Origin of the sequence: Acinetobacter sp. 102, assembly GCF_037028485.1 — a bacterium.
Classification (GTDB): domain Bacteria; phylum Pseudomonadota; class Gammaproteobacteria; order Pseudomonadales; family Moraxellaceae; genus Acinetobacter; species Acinetobacter higginsii.
The window spans coordinates 46,728-66,933 of sequence record NZ_JAZEZK010000018.1 but is presented as its reverse complement, the minus strand read 5'-3'; the positions used below and the strand labels follow the sequence as shown (position 1 = coordinate 66,933).

Sequence of the window (20,206 nt, the reverse complement as noted above, 5' to 3'; positions counted from 1 at the left end):
TAGAATAGGATATGCCTGATTTTAATCATCTCATTATTTTTAGGGTAACAATGAAAAATAAAACTTTAACTTCCGTATTTTTGAGTAGCTTATTTTTAACAGCCTGCGGGGGTGGAGGTGATAATGCAAATAATGGCAATTCATTTCAAGCTAAAGAAAAACTAGATTATAGCAAACCAGAAAATCTTGAATTGATTTATGCACCCATTATCAATTTATCAAGCATTAATGAAAATCAACTCATTGATACGATCACGCTTGCTGAATCCGTTTTTTATTTAATTCAAGGTGGAGAAAAAATGGGCTACAAAGCCTTCTGCCGAAATAAAGAAGGGAGCTTTAGCAGAAATAGCCAAACTGTTACGCTGAATAAATGTGATTTACAATATACAAAAGATGGCGTTATTCAACCTGTTTCTGAGGAACCAATGATTCTGTCTGGAAGTGTTAGCACACAAGGATACTGGTCACAGGATAACTTTAAAATCGATACGATACTGAACCAATTTAAAGTAGAAGTTGATAATGAAATAACAACCTTTAATGGAAGCAAAAGCAGTCTATCTTATTATGCTGATGCTCGCCCCTTCAAATATGACATTGCTCAAATGGAATTCACATGGGCTGATAAAAAATATACCGAAGTCTATAAACTTACAAACTATAGCTTTGAGCCTTGGTCAACTGGATCAATTACCAAAGGACGTCTAGTTGGGATATCCAATAATAAAGAATTCTCTGTAAATTTTGACAATCAAATCAAATTTGGAAGTGTCGGTGATGTATCAGTATTTTATCCAAGTTTTGCTGAAATTTTTATTGAAGATACTAACAACAATAAAAATGCAATCACCATTACTAAAACCGTTGACTATAAAGCATTAATGCGTGCATATGCCAATGGCGTTACCGTCACAGGCTTCCCTAAAGTCGTCGCTTGGGAAGAACTCAACTATTAAAAGAAAGAGCCCTATTCAAGGGCTTCTTTTTTACCTCATTCAACAATATGTTATTTATTACTATTTCCTTAACCTTATTGAGGCAATATCATTCCTGATTGCTGACAGTACGCAAAAATAGGTAATAGAAATGGCAAATCATTTTGAGTTCAACATTCGCGTTTATATCGAAGATACAGATGCAGGCGGTATCGTTTACCATGCCAATCATATCCGTTTTATGGAGCGTGCCCGTACCGAATGGCTACGTGCAGCTGGTGTTGATCACTACTGGCACCAAAAAGATTACAGCTTCGTTGTACATCAAATCGCTGTTAAATATGTACGCCCAATATTAATGGATGATTTAATTACCGTTACAGCACGTGTTATTTCGTGTAAAGCCGCATCTTTTGTGTTGCAACAAAATATTTATCGTGGTGAAATCTTGCTGGCTTCAGGTGAGGTTGTGTTGGCATGTTTAAACAAAGAGTTAATGCCACGTAGACTTCCTGATGAAATTCGTGATCTGATTCAAAAAGAATTAGCACAGGACTAAAATAAACTTTCGGCACAGCAACTTATGGCAACTAACTTAGAATCTTCCCTGCATATTTCTGACCTAATTTTACAAGCAAGTCCTGTTGTACAACTGGTCATGCTGATCCTGCTACTCTCTTCAATTTATAGCTGGTATCTGATTGCCAAATTATATATGGGCTTTAAAAAAGCAGGACAAGAGGATGAGCATTTTCAAAAAATGTTCTGGTCAGGTGCCGAATTAAACACGCTTTATAATAATGCACAATTGAACTCTAAACGTCGTGGTCTAGAAGATATTTTCTACCAAGGCCTAGGTGAGTTCTTTAAGTTGCAAAAACGTAAAGCAGACACCAATCAAACCATCGAAGGAACTGAACGTATCCTGCGTGTTGGTTTAAGCCGTGACCAAGGTGGTTTAGAAGTCGGCTTGGGTGCACTTGCTAGTATTGGTTCAGTTGCACCTTATATCGGCTTATTTGGTACGGTATGGGGGATTATGAATGCCTTTATCGGCCTTGCTGCCGTGGACCAAGTGACTTTGGCAACTGTTGCTCCTGGTATTGCCGAAGCCCTCATTGCAACTGCGATTGGTTTGTTTGCAGCAATTCCTGCTGTACTTGCGTTTAACCACTTTACCGCTAAAGGTGAATCAATCTATTCAGATCGTGCTTTATTTGCAGAAGAAATGGTTGCCCTATTACAGCGTCAAGCGATTGGAACGACACAGGAAGATGCATAATGGCGATTCAACGATCTGGACGCTTTGAGCGGATTAAAAAACCGCTCAAAAGTGATATGAATGTGGTTCCCTATATCGACGTCATGTTGGTGTTATTGGTCATTTTTATGGTGACCGCCCCCATGATTACCAGCGGTATTAAAGTAGATTTGCCACAAGCCAATAATCAACCTATCGAATCAAAAGATATGCCAGCAATGGTGACTTTAGGTAAAGATGGCAATATCTACCTTGAGTATAAAGAACATAAAAGTAGTGAACCACTTTCACTTGAACAGCTCGAAACTGTGTTAAGCGAAGCTCAAGTACAAGCTGAACAAGAAAATAAGAAGTTGATGGTATTAGTCAATGGAGAGGAATCTCGTCCATATGGTGAAGTTGTCGCTCTTATGTCTAGTTTACAAGAAGCTGGTCTTACTCAAGTCGGCTTACTCACGAAGTCTTTAAAATAAGCTATGAAAAAATTTCAAGAGCCACCTTTTAAGCAAAATGCGATTGCGCTGGGTTTTACCCTCGGTGTTCATGCAATCGCAATTGTTGGCTTGTTGTTTTTAGGCTTGAGTAAACCCCCTGAAGAACCTAAAAAACTGACCACTATTTTGGTGAAGCCAGAAGATTTACCACAGTCATTACAACAACCCGAACAACAAGTCTCTGCTGAACATCAGGCAGAAGAAGTGCAAAGCCCTATCGTGGATACAACACTTCCTGAAAATATTCCTGTAACACCTCCGCCGCCAACTGCACAACAACTTGCGGCTGAAAAGCAAAAAGCTGAACAGGCACAGCAAGCCAAACTTGCTGAGCAAAAACGCAAAGCAGATGAAGCTGCTCGTGCACAGCAAGTTGAAGAACAACGTAAACTTGCAGATGCTCAAGCACAGAAACAACGTGCGGACGCTGAAGCGAAACGCCAAGCAGAAGCAGATACGAAGCGTAGAGCTGAACAAAATGCCAAAGCCGAGGCTGAAGCCAAAGCACGCCAAAAAGCGGAACAAGATGCGAAATTAAGACAGCAAAAAGCTGCTGAAAATGCAAAACTTCAAGCGCAACAGGATGCCAAGCGCAAAGCTGAGGCAGATGCCAAGGCGCGTGCTGAAGCAGATGCAAAACGTAAAGCTGAGGCTGACGCGAGAGCAAAAGCCAACGCAGATACGAAGCGTAAAGCCGAAGCTGATGCCAAGGCACGTGCTGAAGCCGATGCAAAACGTAAAGCTGAGGCCGACGCGAGAGCAAAAGCCAACGCTGATGCGAAGCGTAAAGCCGAAGCTGATGCCAAGGCTAAAGCTGAGGCCGACGCGAAACGCAAAGCAAATGCTGATGCCAAAGCAAAAGCTGACGCAGATGCGAAACGTAAAGCCGAGGCCGATGCGAAGGCAAAAGCTGACGCAGATGCGAAACGTAAAGCAAATGCAGATGCCAAGGCAAAAGCTGATGCAGACGCGAAACGTAAAGCCGAGGCCGATGCGAAGGCAAAAGCTGACGCAGATGCGAAACGTAAAGCTGAGGCTGAAGCAGATGCCAAAGCTGCAGCCGCTAAAAAAGCTGAGCAGGAAGCTGCCCAGAAAAAAGCGGATGCAAAACGTGTTGCTTCAACTGCGAAACGTGATTTCGAACAAAAAATCTATCGTGCGTGGAATATGCCATCTGGCTCATCGGGTCAGCGTGCGAGCGCTCGTGTGACTTTAAGCGATAGCGGTGCCGTACTTTCTGTCGTTGTAACAGCGAGTGACCCAGACGTTAAGGCGAGTGTCGAAGCTGCGGTAAGAGCTGCTGCTCCTTACCCGATGCCAGATGATCCAACCGCCCGTCGTGAAGCAAGAAGCTTTACTTCAAGTTTTACTGCAAAATAGTAATGAATAGTTAACGTTACATGCTTTTAATAGCACAAAGCATGTAACTATGTTAAATAATCAACAGCCACAAAAATACGAACGCAAGTAATTGTAACTATGGACAAGACTCGTAAACACCTCCTCTCTTTAGCAGTATTTGCTGCGATTAGTACAGTTGTTCCAACAGCAACTTTCGCACAATTACACCTCGAAATTGCTAAAGCACCTGAACAAGCACCTAAAATCGCGATCATCCCATTTGCAAATGACAATGCGATCTATCCAATTGTGGAAAGCGACTTGAATCGTTCAGGTCGTTTTACCAGCGCATCTCAAAATTTGCCGGCTACTGCAAGCCTTAATCAGGTTCAAGCGGGTGATTGGCAGAATGCCGGTGTGCCGTATGTTGTCGTTGGACAACTTAAGGCGGTTGATGCCAATACTTTTGAGATTCATTACCAGTTATATGATGTACAGAAACAACAATACTTACTCAATGAAGTACTGACTGTACCAAGCTCACGTGTACGCCAAGCAGGCCACCTGATCAGTGATACCATCTATCAAGCTTTAACAGGTATTGCTGGTGACTTTAGTGGTCGTATTGCTTATGTATTGCGTAATCAAGCGACACCTGCCCAACGCTATACATTACAAATCGCCGACACAGATGGTGAGCAACCTAAAACAGTATTGTCATCACGTGATCCTATCTTATCTCCAGCTTGGACACCTGATGCTAAGAAAATTGCTTATGTATCATTTGAAACCAAACGCCCTGCAATTTACTTACAAGACTTAGCCACGGGCCAACGTGAAGTTTTAGCGAGCTTCCGCGGTCTAAATGGCGCTCCAAGCTTCTCTCCAGACGGAAAATCGATGTTATTCACTGCATCAATGCATGGTAACCCAGAAGTTTATCAAATGGATTTAAGCACACGTCAAGTACAGCGCATGACCAATGACTCTGCGATTGATACTGAAGCACGTTATTCTCCAGATGGTAAATCATTTATCTTTACTTCTGATCGTGGTGGTTCACCACAGATTTATCGCTATAGCTTTGATGATAGTTCTGTAAAACGCTTGACCTTCAAAGGTGCGTTTAATGCACGCGGTACTTTGAGTGCTGATGGTAAAAAGATTGCTTTAGTACATCGTCCAAGTGGCAGTAACTACAAAGTTGCAATCCAAGATATCAATACTGGTATCACCAATATTCTGACACCGACAAGTTTAGATGAATCACCGAGCTTCTCACCAAATGGACAGATGGTGGTTTATGCAACACGTGAAGGTAGTCGTGGTTTGTTATCCGTCATGTCGACTGATGGCCGTTTCCGCATGAATTTACCAAGCGAGCAAGGTGAAGTTCGTGAACCAGCTTGGGCACCAAAATAAGTTTAATCGATTGGAGAATCATATGAACATTAAATATCTAACGCTTCCACTGATTGCTGCAACACTTGTATTTACAGGCTGTGCAAGCCGTAAGCCTGCCGCTGAAATTACTACTGGCACAAATCCAAATGGCTCAACCACAGTCAGCACAGATGGTTTAAGTGAAGATGCAGCATTAAATGCGCAAAACTTGGCTGGTGCATCTTCTAAAGGTGTCACTGCTGCAAATAAAGCATTCTTGGCAAAACGCGTGGTGCACTTTAACTTTGATAGCAGTGATTTATCGAATGAAGATTATCAAACCCTACAAGCACATGCTCAATTCCTAGTTGCTAACGCTAACTCTCGTGTTGCTCTGACAGGCCATACGGATGAACGTGGTACGCGTGAATACAATATGGCACTTGGCGAACGCCGTGCAAAAGCAGTTGAAAGCTTTTTGATTACCAACGGTGTAAACCCACAGCAACTTGAAGCAGTTAGCTACGGTAAAGAATCACCGGTGAATGCAGGTCATGATGAAGCGGCGTGGAAAGAAAACCGCCGCGTAGAAATTAACTACGAAGCAGTTCCACCACTATTAAAATAATTGTGGTTTCGCTGTAAATAAAAATGCTCACTTCATGTGAGCATTTTTATTTCATTTATTAAGACGAAGATTGAGCATCAGGCTTGTTTTGCATTGATTCAATCAAATCGTGCTTATTAAACTCTTTATATTCTGGCTTAGCTTCATACTCTTTCCATGCATCCTTCACATTTTCTTTGGAAATCGTATCTAAGCTAATCGGCTCACTCGGCGTGGGCGTTGCCTCAAAATTCTTGGTTGACATCGGTAGCCTCCAAACATCCTGTTTAGTATCTATGCAACATAGCATGTAATGCTGCACTTGTAATCATAAAAGCAACATAAATAAAGTAAGATAATTTTTATTTTCGGACGATCTCATCTAGAATACCCACATTCTTTTTTTATCAATTTTTGACACGGCCAAATCGGAGCTATTCAATATGTCAAACCTTACTTTGACCCAATACCTAGAACAACAAAATGGGAATTTGACTCCAGAGTTGGCACAAGTCATCGAAACAATTGCGGCTACATGCCAAACCATTGATCAGGCACTTCAAAAAGGTGCTTTAGCTGGTATTTTGGGCAGTGCAGGCAACGAGAACGTTCAAGGCGAAACACAAAAGAAATTAGATGTTATTTCTAATGATTACCTGATTGATGCTTTAAAAGCACACCCACAAGTGGGTGGTTTGGCCTCAGAAGAGCTAGATGACTTCACCCCTGCCCAAGAAAATGGTAAATATCTAGTTTTGTTTGATCCACTCGATGGTTCAAGCAATATCGACATTAACATGTGTGTCGGTACAATTTTCTCTATTCTTCCTGCAAAGAATTCTGTCACTCAATCTGCAGACTTTATGCAAGCTGGTACAGCGCAAGTTGCCGCAGGTTATGTGCTTTATGGCCCGTCAACCATGTTAGCACTTACAGTGGGTGCAGGTGTTGCGTTCTTTACTTTTGACCCAACAACACAAAACTTCTTGCTAACGACAGAACAAGTGCAAGTCACAGCAGATACACAAGAGTTTGCAATTAACTCGTCGAATCAACGTCACTGGGAAAACCCTGTAAAACGTTATATTGACGAACTTTTAGCGGGTAAAACATCAGTCCGTGAAAAAGATTTTAATATGCGTTGGGTTGCATGTATGGTAGGTGATATTCACCGTATCTTATGTCGTGGCGGTATTTTCCTTTACCCTTACGATTTAAAAGACCCAAAAAAAGCAGGTCGCTTACGTTTGATGTATGAAGCAAATCCAATGAGTATGTTGATCGAACAAGCTGGTGGTGCGTCTACGACAGGTCGTGTTCGTATTATGGACATCCAACCAACAGAACTACACCAACGTGTCCCTGTGATTATTGGCTCTAAAAACGAAGTGGAACGCGTAACAAGCTACCACTAATTAATTTTATAATCAGGGCATTATAAAATTATGATGCCCTTTTGGATGTTTATCTTATGGCGGTTATTTTCCTAGAATCAAAAGACAATGCAAAAATTAAACATTTGCGTGGTCTGATCGAGCTTAACAGTGCTCGAAAAAAACATCAGCAAACCGTTCTAGAAGGTACACATCTGTGCTTGGCTTGGTTGCAACAGCAGAAAAAAATCTTTTCTTTATTTACCACCGAACAAGCCTTAGAACATCCAGATTTACAAGAAGTGATTGAACTCCATCAAGCTCACATCTTTGTTATTAGTGAAGTCCTGTATAAGGATTTAAGTACCTTAGGCACAACCCTGCCTTGTCTCGCGATTGTTGATTTACCCAAAACTGCCGCCACGATTGATTTTAAGGCGGATACTTTAATTCTAGAAAATGTTCAAGATCCTGGAAATGTAGGGACACTACTCCGCTCTGCTGCCGCTGCAAACATCAAACAGGTGATTTGTACACAAGGCTCATCTGCACTTTGGTCTCCACGTGTGCTTCGAGCAGGTATGGGCGCTCATTTTAGTCTTCAATGTTTTGAAAACTTCCAGCTCACAGATATTCTTCCAAAATTTCAAATTCCAGTTTTTGTGACCAGTTCACATCGCTCAACCAGTTTATATAGCCAAGATTTAACTCAAGCCTGCGTCTGGATTTTAGGCAATGAAGGTCAAGGTGCAAGTGACTATGCACTTGAGCATGCTCAGGCAGTAGCGATCCCTCAACCTGGTGGACAAGAGTCTCTCAATGTCGCCATTGCAGGTTCAGTATGCTTCTTTGAAATGGTTCGCCAACGTCAGTAAAAACGTTAAATTATTTTAAATACGATTTTTTTACTGAGAAAATCAATTACACTACTAAAAATAATTGCTTAAGTTGTCAACGCGCCCACCATTTTCAACGTTATATGATTAATGAATTGGAATTAATGGTGGGTATCCATGACAGGATTTTCCATCTCTATGGATTTAGCACCGAAACAGGCTCGAACCGAAAACAGTACTGATCACAGTACTGTTGAACAACGTCTGCGTTTTTTTATGCAAGACGTTACAGGTCGTGCCTTGGTTATGATGGAAAGTGCAACGCAGGGACAACAAGGCATTGCAATGGATTTAGTGCAAGAAGCTTTCATTTCATTGCACAAATCATATGCAGATAAAAGTACTGAAGAATGGTATCCCCTGTTCTACACCATATTAAATAACAAACTCCAAGACTGGCGACGCAAAGAAGCTCGCCGTGCGAGTCCATTTTCATTATTTAAAAAAATTAGTTTAGATGATGACGAAGAAATCATTGATGTTGTGGATGAATCGACCCCTAATCCGTTTGAATTTCTTGATCAAGAAGTCACGATGGAGGAAATTCAAGCTGCAGTCAATCAACTACCCGTCCGTCAACAACAAGCATTTATGCTAAGAGCGTGGGAAGGTTTTGATACGATGACCACAGCACAAATTATGGATTGCAGTGAAGGCAGTGTGAAAACACATTACCACCGTGCAATTCAGGGACTCCGAATTGCTTTAGAGCATTTAAACCCGCATACGGGAGGATCATCAGATGAAAAAAGATGAGTTCACTAAACATGTGACTTCCAGACTTGACCAACTTGCGAAAGAACAGCACCACAATAAAATGATGGTGATGAATCATGTTCTCGATACTGTACAAAAGAAACCAACCTCTTATTACAGTGTTTGGAAAATGACTGGTTTTGCGTTTGCTGCTGCCCTCATGGGGATTGTGGTTCTACCTAGTTCGTTGCAATTGGCAGATCAACCACAAAACCAAGTTGTCGTGAATCCAAAACTTTCACCGCAAATGGTTGAAGATATGGAAATGTTATTGGTCTTAGGTGAGGATAAAGTTCCACATGGCAGCTAAAAAATTAGCACTTGTTGTGTGTACGCTCGGCTTATTACAAACCAGTTTTGCAGGTTCAGAACGTTTTTGGGTATTTTCCAAACCGAATAAACCAGCAACGGAAGAAGCATGGGATGACTTATCACCTGAGGAGCAACGCGTTTTAATCAAGCGCTATCAGACATTAAAGGAAGTACCAACCAATCAAAGCACACAGCTTCAACAACGAATGGAGTGGTTCACGCAATTACCTGAAGAAGAAAAACAGAAAATGCGTGATGTTTGGCAAAAAATGAGTATGCAAGAACGTAACATTCTTCGTAAACGCATGCTAAATGCCAGTAGCGAAGAGCGTGTAAATATCAGAGAAGAATATCTCAGTAAATACGCTGAGCACTGAGTTTTAAATTGATAACAATAAAAAATAGCGCCTAAAAGGCGCTATTTTTTTATCTTTGGTCTACTTACTTTTTAAAGCGACGATAAGCTAATAGTCCCAATAAACCAAATATCGAATAGAAACTCATACTACCCCCACCACTGCTCGCTGGACGAGTATCATCAGTCGTGGTTGCTGTACTAATGGTTCGCACAGTAGCTGAATTTGATGATATACCATCAGCATCATAAACTTGATAGTTAAATGAGAAGTTAAATGGGTTAAATGCATTTACTTCCTGAACGTAAATATTCCCACCGTAGCAAGTCTCTTTTTCATCTGGTGCAGGACAAGCACCTTTACGATCAGCTGTAATACTCAAATCATTGGTCGGCACATTGGTCAAGCGAATTGGTAACTCAATACCTTCTGCATTCTTCCAAAATTGAGATTTATTTGGATTTTTTTCTGGACCAGTCCCACCTTCTCCAGTGTCACCATTGTCATTGGCAAAGTTTAATAAATTCAGGCTAAGTTTTTGCTTTTCCTTATATTTAAACGTTAAAGATGTATCAGTTGCCACAGGTGCAATATTTACGAAAGCTGCACGAATTAAGCCAGACGAACTTATATTTGGATTAGACTTTGACGTGATCGTGTATTTACAGAAAATCTTGTCTCCTGCTTGGGTAATACTGTCATCCTTACGGTAAAAAATAATTTGCTGAAGGTCTTTATTCCAAGCACATACTAAATTTTCTTTGTCACTTGCATCAATATCAGTGACAGTATCATTAATTTGACCTTTACCAAGAGGTTCTGTCGTGACATTATATAAATCAGGATTAAAAAACTCTAATTTATAACTACCATCAGCTTGCTCAGTATCTTGAGGTAATGGTAATTGATAGTTACTTAAATCAATGTAAATTGCACGATATTTCAAATTAGCTTTTGTATATTGTAATAGCTTTTGATATTGATCCAAACGAGATTTATAGTAAGTTAAAAAATCAGGATTATTTGGATTTTTGACCAAATTATCAAAGAAGTTATATTGAGATTGATAAGTTGACATTGCACTACTAATAGAGGTATTAGTCAAATCTTGTAAATCACCCGCTGTAAATCGCATTAACTCAACTGAACCAATATCACAACGGTTGCTCGCATCAGGATTGTAATACAAAGTACCATCTACAATACGCGCCAAACCACGTTGGTCCGTTGCACTACAAGAAATTCCATCAACATCTAATAAACCAACTATTTTTGTAGTCGTCTTATCATCTACCTTAACTTCTATTTCTGTTACATTTTTCTTTGGGTAATAGATTGGTAGAAATGCAGTATAAGCAGAAGCTGCTTGTAATGGACTTAATAGTGTTCCAATACTAATATTACTGACATTTAAATTGGTTGTATTATTTTTAAGTGACTCTTTTGGAACATCACAGACATTATTGATTGGAGATGTAGAATCGCCCTCTTTTAATGAAAGCGCATTATAAGCTATACCAAAACTAACCTCTTCCTGATTGACGACATCACCAAATAGATATCGACATGCATAACTATTCACCCCACCATTATAAGCAAGAACGTTATAGGTTAATACTTTCCCACCAATTTTATCATAAAGCAGAGTTGTAAAAGCTTGATTTTCAACAATGGTATTACTGGTTAAAATTATATTACTTGCATTACTTAGAATACTGGAATTATTATTTTCTTCAGTTCCTGGTTTAGTATCACCTGTAAATTTGATTAAATTACCAGATGAGGAATTAACAATATTTTTTGCAATCGTATTCGTTATTAATGTTGCAGTTGACTCTCCACAAAACTCAATCATACTGCTTGAGTTTCCAGAACCATTTGTAACAAAGCTGTTTGATGTTAAATTAATCGTACGTTTTGCATACGTCACATCATTAAAACAACTCATAGACAAGACACTACCTTTATCAGCCTGATTTCCCTGAATCAAGCTTTTCGTCAAAGTTAGTGTTGTTGAGGGACCTGCTAAATAAACAGCCCCCCCCTCTTTTGCGTGGGAATCTAAAATTTGACTACTTTGTAAGACAACATCAGCACCTGCATAAATCGCTCCACCACGATCTGCCGTCCGACCACCAGTCAAAATTACATTACTGAGACTGAGAGCTTTCGTTCCTAATGTTGTATTAAAAATACGTGAATTCTCAGCTTTAATCGTAGTTTGCAAAGGAATTTGTGCTGGATATTGATTAACTACATCATTTAATAGAACATTTTTTTCCTGCCAATCAACTGGACTAGCACCCCAAATTGCGACATTCACATTTGGCGTTAATTCCTTCTTAAGGGTATAGACCCCTTTTTCAAGCTGAATAACTTTCTGCGTACTTGAAAGCGTATCTGTGACCACACACCCACCATAAGCAACGCGTGTTTCGGCTGTTTTTAACGCTTCGCGCAATGAACAAGCAGAAGGGTTTTCACCATCTTCATCCACAAAAGTAGTGACTTTAATAGGTGTGCTACTAGTTGCCGCTAACAGTGGCATTGTCGCCAGAACCATGGTTGCTAAAATTGTTTTTTTATAATGTCTCATCTCATCTCATCCCTGATTATGATTTAATGCGGCGCAATCCTACCAATCCAAGTAACATCAAGATCGCACCCATTCCAAAGCTACCCGTACTCACTGTTTTGCTTTTAAAGGTATTCGGTGGATCTTGTACAATTGTTGCTGGAATATCAATAAAATAGTTTGATACATCATTAAAACGAGTCGTAGTCGTCATTACTCGTAAATTAAATTTATCTGCACCATGCCAATCACTATCAGGCACATAAGTCACATTACCATCCTGATCAATGCTGGTCTTGCCTTTAGATGGCGTTTGTGTTTGCACGACTTCTAAACAACCGACTTTCCAAGGCTGACCATCTGAACGCTTACCAAGTTGTGCTTCACATGTTGCAGGATCTAGCAACTCACCGTCTAACAAACTCTCCGCTATACTAAACTTAGCCACTTGTCCGTATAAAATATCTTGACCAACAATTGGAATCTCACCACGATTGACAATTAACTCAACTGAGCCCAAATCACATAATTCATTAAAACCTGTACGGCTTTTCCCGCGTTGATCTGTAGGCTCACAATTTGCTGTACTGAAGGTTGTACCATCACTATAAATGCGCCCTTTATTAACAATGAGTGAATCTGACAACTGTTTATAAGAAGCCAATAAACGGGGTTTAAAGAAACCAAGCATTTGATCTTTCGGAATAGAATAAGGGCACAGTAACCCCTTCGCTGGTGGAGCTGCACAAATTCCTTCATCATTTGTACCCCCCGCAATTAAGGCTTGCTCAGGATCATTCTGATTCCACATAAAGTTTGGTAAACGTTTTTCTGCATTACGATCACAATCTGATGTGGTTAAATTACTTTGAACAATGGTCGTATCATCTGAAGTGTTCGTACAATTCGTATTTCCATTCGCAACTAAAATACTATTTGAAACATAAGAACTAGGGTATTCTTTAACTGTTTCTTTTTTCTCGCCATTTTCATCAGTTGTAGTGGTTATTTTGAAATTTAAAGACTGTAAATGTAACCCAGCAGCATTTTTAATAATTGTATTATTATTCAGGATCATCCCTTCACGAATATTCGCAACATAGCCCCCTTTATTATGAAAAATAGTGCTACTGCGAATACCTGAAATACCTGTTCCCAATGCCCCACCAATAGTATCGTTATTAAAACCAGTTTGGACATAGAGCAAAGCACCATTGGTACCTGCTACACCTTCATTATCCCGTATTACCGATTGTGCAATCAGATACATTGGCATTTCACTATAAATGACAGCGCCCTGATCCGCCTTATTATTTTGTAAAATACTATTATTAATATAGACATACCCTGCTGTGTTTTTCGCATCCGATAAGACACCAGCATTATAAATTGCACCGCCCCGATTTGCTGAACCACCCACTAACCTTGAGTATTGAATCGATAAACTTTCTCGATTGAGAATTAAACCGCCATCATTAACCTTACTGGAAGCTCCTTGTAAATTTAGCTCAATCAAACCGACTGCAAGTAGTGCACTTTCAACATTATTATCATCAATTACGAAAAGACGATCAGAACCCACCATTTTAATCGTCGCATTATTTAAGCCTTTTTTATTGTCATTAAAGCCATCACTAGCTGCCGTCCGAATTGTAGCTGCCGCTTTGATATTTAAAGCTGAATTGATTTGATAAGTCTGGTCTCGTTGCAAAATGATGTTACTGGTTGCATCTTTATTACCACATCCGTGATAACCATTTTCAAACTCTTTTTGACTTCTTTTATTTAAAAACTCAACAGCTTCTCGTAATGAACAAACGGCATCATCTTTGTCTTCATCAGCCAATGTTGTAACTTGAATATCCGCAGAATATGCATGTCCAGTAATCGCAAATAAAGCGCAGGCAAGCGTCCGTTTGAGCATACCGATCTCCTTCTATTTTTCATTTTTCTTTGTATTGCAAACGCAATGTTTGCAACCACATTCCTTTGTGCGTACTTTGTCATAGCTCTCGAAATTACTCAAGAAATTTTATGCTATTGGCGATATTCATCAATCAAAGCATAAATCTGCTTAAGTGTTGTATTTGAAAGCTTAGTTTTTTCACCCTTTAGCATTTTTTCCAACTGAGCCAGTGTCTGTAATAAAATTGATGCCTGATGCGGACCATTGCTTAACAAGTAATCTACGATCTGTTGATCAAAATGAATACCACGTCGAGTCATAACCGATTGTAGTAAAGCATGCCGATCAATATAGGAACTACCATTCGGCACTTTTACACTGACAGCCTGAGTCAACCTTGACTGTAAATCTGGTAATTCAAGCTTTAGCTCAATTGGCGCAACACGAGAAGAAAAAACCAACTGCCCTTCATGATTATTCATTAAATGAAAAACGGCTTTCTGCCAATGTGGAACGCCACTAATCGAATCAATATCATCTAATGCAACTAAATCATAAAATTCTAAAGACGTGATTGCTTCGATGGGTGCATCTAATAATTCTAATAATGAAACTTTGATTGCAGGTCGACCTAACTCTAAATATGAATCACAGATCGCTGAAAGCAAATGACTCTTACCTGTTCCAGCACCGCCATAGACATAAAAGCGGCTCACCAACCCAGCATGTAGCTGTCGAACTGCATCAACCACAGGTCCCCAACCCGGTCCCGAAAAATCACTGATTCGAGCATCGAGTTGAGGTTCTATATCCAGTTGTAGTTGACGCATATACTTAATTTGTTCCTCAATTACTTTAAGTCATTCGAGTTTGAAGTCTCTGTATCTTGAGAGTTTTTAATTTGAATATCAAGCTCTACATGACCTGATTCAATATTTATATGTTGAGTTTCACCTTCCACCAACACAACTTCTGTTGGTAATCCATATAAGCGACTTTTTTCATAATTATCACGTGCGTGCTTTAATAATACAACAATGACAGCAGCCACAGGTAAGGCAATTAACATTCCAAGGAAACCACCAAGTTGTGCACCAGCCAATACAGCAAAAACCACTGCGACTGGAGATAAACCAATTTTATCTCCCAACAAGAATGGCTGAAGAATATAGCCTTCGACCATCTGTCCAATCATAAACACAACACCAACCAGAAGTAGCTGCGTCCAGTCCAAACCAAACTGAAACAGTGTTGCGATTACGGCAGCAATAATCCCGACACCAAAGCCTAAATAAGGAATAATGCTTGCTAAACCAGCAATCATTCCAATAATCAAGCCAACCTCAAGACCAATCAGTTGTAGACCAACAGCATAAACAATGCCTAACAGAAGCATGACAAGGAATTGGCCTTTAACAAAAGCACCTAATACACTATGACATTCACGAACGATGGTTAACGTTGACGCTTCATAAGGACGTGGAATTAAACGTCTAAAGCTTTGCAGCATTCTTTCCCAATCAAGCAAAAAGTAGAATGAGATAATTGGAATTAAAATCACCACACCACCCAACTGAATAAAGTTCAATCCAGATTGGGCAACTCTTAATGCCATGGTTTGAATACTGTCAGCACTGTAGTTGGTCTGGATATAATCCATAAAAGCTTTGGTAATCTGCTCAGTATCAATTTCCATCGGCACCACATTAAAAGTATGTGATACCCACGGTAAGAAGGTTGCATTAATCCAATGAATTCCCGCAGGAATACTATCCCGCGCATACATCAATTGCTTCCAGATCAATGGTACTAAGAACCATAAAACCATGGTCAAAGTCACACCAATACCAATAAATACGATGCTGATTGCGAGCCAACGGGGCAATTTAATTTTGACAAGAACATCCACAAGCGGGCTAAACAAGTAGGCAATGAAAAAAGCACCTACAAAAGGAATCACAATGGGCTTTAATAGATAGAGCACCCAAAGGAGTAATGCGAGCCCAGCGAGGATAAAGATACGACGTAGTACCTGATCTTGCATAAAATCTAGCCTTTTTTCGTGTAATCGTTATAAATGGAAAAAAATTTTAATTAAAGATAGCATTTTCGAGCATAAATAACATAAGAGTTTCGTATATTCAGGTTATAATCTGCCGCCACTGCGGAGACTTCACTATGAGCAACTCAACTTCTACCCCAAATACTGGTTTAAGCTATAAAGATGCTGGCGTCGACATTGAAGCGGGAGACGCATTGGTCGATCGTATCAAATCTGTCGCTAAACGCACCACTCGTCCTGAAGTAATGGGCGGTCTTGGTGGTTTCGGTGCCCTATGCAAAATTCCAAAAGGTTATGAAGAACCTGTTTTAGTATCAGGAACAGATGGTGTAGGGACTAAATTACGTTTAGCACTAAACCTCAACCGTCATGACACGATTGGTCAAGATCTCGTTGCAATGTGTGTAAACGACTTACTTGTTTGTGGTGCTGAGCCATTATTCTTCCTCGACTACTATGCGACTGGTCATTTAAATGTTGATGTTGCAGCAGATGTCGTAACAGGTATTGGTAAAGGTTGCGAACTTGCTGGTTGTGCATTGGTCGGTGGTGAAACTGCTGAAATGCCAGGTATGTATGAAGGTGAAGATTACGATCTTGCTGGTTTTGCTGTTGGTGTGGTTGAGCACAGCAAAATTATCGATGGAACTAAAGTGAAATCTGGTGACGTACTTCTTGGTGTAGCATCTAGTGGTGCACACTCAAATGGTTACTCATTATTGCGTAAAATTTTAGATGTTAAGAATGTAGACTTAACTCAAATCGTCGATGGTCGTCCACTTGCCGACGTGGCAATGGAACCAACACGCATCTATGTAAAACCAGTACTTGAACTTTGCAAACAAGTTGATGTTCATGCAATGGCACATATCACTGGCGGTGGTTTACCAGGTAACTTACCACGTGTACTTCCAAATGGTGCTCAAGCTGTCATTGATGAAGCAAGCTGGGAATGGTCTGAATTATTCCAGTTGTTACAACGTGAAGGCAACGTAGAACGCTTTGAAATGTACCGCACATTTAACTGTGGCGTAGGTATGGTGATTGCAGTTGATGCAAGTGAAGCAGACAAAGCTATCGATCTCTTAAATGCTCAAGGCGAAAAAGCATGGAAAATTGGTTATATCCAAGAAAATGCTGAATCAGTTGAAGGCGCAGACGAAAAAATTCGCGTGATCTTTGCATAATGAGAATTGCTGTCCTTGTCTCTGGCAACGGTAGCAACTTACAGGCCCTGATCGATGCAAATCTTTCAGGGCAAATCATTGGTGTCTTATCCAACAAAGCTGATGCTTATGCATTACAACGTGCCAAAGATGCCAATATTGCGACCGCTGTTATTTCACATAAAGATTATCCAAATCGCGAAAGCTTCGATGACGCCATGCATCAACAATTATTAGCATGGCAAGTTGATCTCGTGATCCTTGCTGGTTTTATGCGGATTTTAACACCAAGTTTTGTTAGCAAATGGCAAGGCAAAATGTTAAATATCCACCCTTCTCTGCTGCCTTTCTACAAAGGTGTGAATACACATCAACGTGTATTAAATACCGGAGATCGTTTGCATGGCTGTACCGTTCATTTTGTAACAGCAGAACTCGATGCAGGACAAAGTATTGCGCAATCGGCAATTCAAGTTGGTTTGCAGGATTCGGTAACAAGCTTGGCGCAACGTGTGCATGAACTTGAACACTTTATCTATCCTCAAGTTGCACAATGGTTCTGTACAGGTCAACTGACCTGGCAAAATGGTCAAGCCTATTTCAATCAGAAACCTTTAGAACGGCCAATTCAGTTTGCACAGTTCTAAAAAATAAAAACGCATCCTAGGATGCGTTTTTATTGATTTAAACCACTAAACTTTTAATTTTCTCTATTGTTTCCATCGGATGCTCTAATGGGAACATATGTCCGCCCTCCATTACAGAAAAAGGGATACCCAATTTCTTTTTCGCCACTTGCGGGAATTTTTCTTTTAAGAAAATACTGTCTTGCCCCACAACCAAATGTACAGGTACAGGAGGTTTTGGCATCGGTAACCACCACATGGATGGCGTAGTCCTAAACATTGCCACTTCATCCTCTTTCGCAATGGTCAGTGTGACACCACCATTTTGTGGGTCATCTGTCAGGGCATAGTCGATATAAGCTTGAAAGCAATCTGGATCAAAGTACTGATAAAAACCTCTCGAACCTAGCAGCTCCGCAGCTTGTTCACGCGACTCCCAATGATCACGACGACGTACCGACAAGCCAGCTGGGGTGATTTTATCCACTAATTTAGGTTTAAAGATTTTAGCAAGATGAAAAACAAAGGATGCTTTACCAATAATGAGTGGTGGATCAAGCATGATGACTTGTGAAAATAGTTCAGGACGGCGATAAGCAGCCATCAGTGTCAAAACTGAACCCAATGAATGCCCCAAGCCAATCACTTTACGCCCTTGTGCTTGCTGCACAATGCTATCAATAATCTGATCGACTAAGTGCGTCCAACCATGGGTAATTGGATAGCGCTTGTCATTTCCAATTTCTGCAACATAGATAATGTCGTATTGATCTTTTAATTGATCAAACAGCTTTTGATAAACTTTAGATGGAACGCCATTGGCATGGGCAAAATGAATCAAAGGTTTCATAAGCTTGTCTTTTATTTTCACTGATTGGTCAATTATCCTGCTCTACATATGTATTGCAAATTAAAAGGATAACTGTCCAGTTATTTTTAGCATAAAAAAGGCTGTGATATACACAGCCTCCTTAAAATCAACATAGTGCTTTGATCAAAGCCTATCTATTATTGTATTTTCGCGTTCTGCTGAGTTTCTAGCTGTGCAGCAAGCGAACTACTAATACCTGCACCGAGCTGCGCCCCCATACGTCCTAGAATTGATTCTAACGGATTACGTTGAACGGTATAATCTACTTTTTGCTCAATCTTCAGATCACGCATCAATGTGGTCAAACTACCACTACGGTCAGCAACACCTAAAGCAACAGCCTGTTCACCTGTCCAGAACAATCCAGAGAAAATAGCTGGGTCATTTGACTTCAAACGTTTACCACGCCCTTCTTTCACTGCATTGATAAAGTGAGTATGCACATTATCAAGCACCGACTGCACATGTTGTTTCTGTGCTGGATCAAGTGGCTTGGTCATACTTAAAATATCTTTATTACTACCCGCAGTCAGAGTACGGTCTTCAATGCCTAACTTCTGCGCCAAGCCACTTAAGCCATAGTTCGGCATAATTACACCGATCGAACCCACTAAGCTAGATGGATTGACAATGATTTCATCTGCTGCTGAGGCAATATAATATGCACCCGATGCGCCCATATCCCCAATCACCGCATAGACTTTTTTATCTGGGTGCTGTTTTTTCAAGTAACGAATTTCTTGCCAGATTTCATCCGACTGCACTGGTGAACCGCCTGGTGAATTGATATTCAATGCAACTGCTTTACTGCCACTCGCTTCAAATGCACGTTTTAAAGCTTTGTTGGTATCTTCACTATTCACAGTAGACTGGCCAGCAGATGAATCGATGGTTCCCACAATATCAACAACAGCCAAGTGATTGCTGCTGATACTGGTGGTTGCTTTATCTGATGACGAGGTACAGCTCTTGGTCATTGCCAATAATACAATCAGCAAATATGCAAAACCCAAGCATTTAAAAAAGATGCTCCAACGGCGGCTACGACGTTGTTCTTCCACAGAAGCAAGAACAGCTTTTTCTAAAATTTGCCATTCTTTGCCTGTCACATTATTACTATTTGTAGATTCATTTTGTGGTTTTGGTGGCCAATCGGACATAAGATTCCAATCCAATATATTTTAAAAAGTGACTTTATTATATACGCGGATTTGAGTAAAACTGTTTAAATAACTTGTCTTAACTTATAATTATTTTTTGCTTTATACTTTCCTTTGTAATTT

General features: G+C 40.1%; 21 protein-coding genes. 14 read left to right on the top strand and 7 right to left on the bottom strand.

What is annotated here, in order from left to right; genetic code table 11:
- Positions 1-50 precede the first annotated feature (50 nt).
- From WA352_RS16905 to pal, 7 genes are all read left to right on the top strand, one after another.
- On the top strand, positions 51-959 hold the full coding sequence (locus WA352_RS16905; protein ID WP_033134576.1) for a hypothetical protein: 909 nt from the start codon (positions 51-53) through the stop codon (positions 957-959).
- A 130-nt stretch (positions 960-1,089) separates the two neighbouring features.
- Entirely contained in the window at positions 1,090-1,497 is a 408-nt protein-coding gene (gene ybgC / locus WA352_RS16900; protein WP_004805671.1) for a tol-pal system-associated acyl-CoA thioesterase, read from the top strand.
- 24 nt (positions 1,498-1,521) lie between these two features.
- Positions 1,522-2,220, top strand: coding sequence for a protein TolQ (tolQ, locus tag WA352_RS16895; protein ID WP_004805668.1), 699 nt, complete (start codon positions 1,522-1,524; stop codon positions 2,218-2,220).
- A complete protein-coding gene (gene tolR, locus WA352_RS16890; RefSeq protein WP_004805667.1) occupies positions 2,220-2,672 on the top strand; it encodes a protein TolR in 453 nt (150 codons plus the stop codon). The genes tolQ and tolR overlap by 1 nt, the downstream gene beginning before the upstream one ends.
- Positions 2,673-2,675: 3 nt before the next feature.
- Positions 2,676-4,073, top strand: a complete 1,398-nt coding sequence (gene tolA, locus WA352_RS16885; RefSeq protein WP_033134575.1) for a cell envelope integrity protein TolA — start codon at positions 2,676-2,678, stop codon at positions 4,071-4,073.
- A 99-nt stretch (positions 4,074-4,172) separates the two neighbouring features.
- Positions 4,173-5,456 (top strand): Tol-Pal system beta propeller repeat protein TolB, encoded by a 1,284-nt coding sequence (gene tolB / locus WA352_RS16880; RefSeq protein ID WP_005322019.1) that lies wholly within the window; start codon positions 4,173-4,175, stop codon positions 5,454-5,456.
- Between the two features lie 22 nt (positions 5,457-5,478).
- Complete coding sequence (gene pal / locus WA352_RS16875) at positions 5,479-6,045, top strand: peptidoglycan-associated lipoprotein Pal (RefSeq protein WP_004805662.1); 567 nt, start codon at positions 5,479-5,481, stop codon at positions 6,043-6,045.
- A gap of 58 nt (positions 6,046-6,103) precedes the next feature.
- Here pal and WA352_RS16870 read toward each other — a convergent pair whose 3' ends face one another.
- The gene (locus WA352_RS16870; RefSeq protein ID WP_004805661.1) at positions 6,104-6,289 is read right to left on the bottom strand and encodes an NF038105 family protein; all 186 of its coding nucleotides are present in this window, start codon (positions 6,287-6,289) and stop codon (positions 6,104-6,106) included.
- Positions 6,290-6,467: 178 nt separating this feature from the next.
- Between WA352_RS16870 and WA352_RS16865 the strand changes: the two genes are divergently transcribed.
- The 5 genes from WA352_RS16865 to WA352_RS16845 all read left to right on the top strand — a co-directional run bounded on the left by WA352_RS16865 (position 6,468) and on the right by WA352_RS16845 (position 9,738).
- Positions 6,468-7,439 carry a class 1 fructose-bisphosphatase gene (locus WA352_RS16865; protein WP_004805658.1) on the top strand — a complete coding sequence of 324 codons (972 nt, stop codon included), beginning with the start codon at positions 6,468-6,470 and terminating at the stop codon, positions 7,437-7,439.
- Between the two features lie 56 nt (positions 7,440-7,495).
- The gene (locus WA352_RS16860; RefSeq protein WP_336143369.1) at positions 7,496-8,272 is read left to right on the top strand and encodes a TrmH family RNA methyltransferase; all 777 of its coding nucleotides are present in this window, start codon (positions 7,496-7,498) and stop codon (positions 8,270-8,272) included.
- Positions 8,273-8,431: 159 nt separating this feature from the next.
- Entirely contained in the window at positions 8,432-9,049 is a 618-nt protein-coding gene (locus WA352_RS16855) for an RNA polymerase sigma factor (RefSeq protein WP_033134574.1), read from the top strand.
- Positions 9,036-9,359 carry a hypothetical protein gene (locus WA352_RS16850; protein ID WP_004654617.1) on the top strand — a complete coding sequence of 108 codons (324 nt, stop codon included), beginning with the start codon at positions 9,036-9,038 and terminating at the stop codon, positions 9,357-9,359. Before WA352_RS16855 ends, WA352_RS16850 begins: the two co-directional genes overlap by 14 nt.
- Entirely contained in the window at positions 9,349-9,738 is a 390-nt protein-coding gene (locus tag WA352_RS16845; RefSeq protein ID WP_033134573.1) for a DUF3106 domain-containing protein, read from the top strand. Before WA352_RS16850 ends, WA352_RS16845 begins: the two co-directional genes overlap by 11 nt.
- 64 nt (positions 9,739-9,802) lie before the next feature.
- On the opposite strand, the gene WA352_RS16840 is transcribed toward WA352_RS16845, so the two are convergent.
- The 4 genes from WA352_RS16840 to cxpE form a co-directional block, all read right to left on the bottom strand.
- Positions 9,803-12,313 (bottom strand): CSLREA domain-containing protein, encoded by a 2,511-nt coding sequence (locus tag WA352_RS16840; protein WP_033134572.1) that lies wholly within the window; start codon positions 12,311-12,313, stop codon positions 9,803-9,805.
- 16 nt (positions 12,314-12,329) lie between these two features.
- Positions 12,330-14,216, bottom strand: a complete 1,887-nt coding sequence (gene rbtA, locus WA352_RS16835; RefSeq protein ID WP_033134571.1) for a rhombotarget A — start codon at positions 14,214-14,216, stop codon at positions 12,330-12,332.
- Positions 14,217-14,329: 113 nt separating this feature from the next.
- The gene (locus WA352_RS16830) at positions 14,330-15,028 is read right to left on the bottom strand and encodes a DnaA ATPase domain-containing protein (protein ID WP_004805642.1); all 699 of its coding nucleotides are present in this window, start codon (positions 15,026-15,028) and stop codon (positions 14,330-14,332) included.
- A 20-nt stretch (positions 15,029-15,048) separates the two neighbouring features.
- Entirely contained in the window at positions 15,049-16,242 is a 1,194-nt protein-coding gene (cxpE, locus tag WA352_RS16825) for a chloramphenicol efflux transporter CxpE (protein ID WP_004805641.1), read from the bottom strand.
- Between the two features lie 134 nt (positions 16,243-16,376).
- Between cxpE and purM the strand changes: the two genes are divergently transcribed.
- Complete coding sequence (gene purM, locus WA352_RS16820; RefSeq protein WP_033134570.1) at positions 16,377-17,447, top strand: phosphoribosylformylglycinamidine cyclo-ligase; 1,071 nt, start codon at positions 16,377-16,379, stop codon at positions 17,445-17,447.
- Positions 17,444-18,073 (top strand): phosphoribosylglycinamide formyltransferase, encoded by a 630-nt coding sequence (purN, locus tag WA352_RS16815; protein ID WP_171061089.1) that lies wholly within the window; start codon positions 17,444-17,446, stop codon positions 18,071-18,073. Before purM ends, purN begins: the two co-directional genes overlap by 4 nt.
- 37 nt (positions 18,074-18,110) lie before the next feature.
- Here purN and WA352_RS16810 read toward each other — a convergent pair whose 3' ends face one another.
- On the bottom strand, positions 18,111-18,902 hold the full coding sequence (locus WA352_RS16810) for an alpha/beta fold hydrolase (protein WP_033134569.1): 792 nt from the start codon (positions 18,900-18,902) through the stop codon (positions 18,111-18,113).
- A gap of 158 nt (positions 18,903-19,060) precedes the next feature.
- On the bottom strand, positions 19,061-20,083 hold the full coding sequence (sppA, locus tag WA352_RS16805; protein WP_033134568.1) for a signal peptide peptidase SppA: 1,023 nt from the start codon (positions 20,081-20,083) through the stop codon (positions 19,061-19,063).
- Positions 20,084-20,206 lie beyond the last annotated feature (123 nt).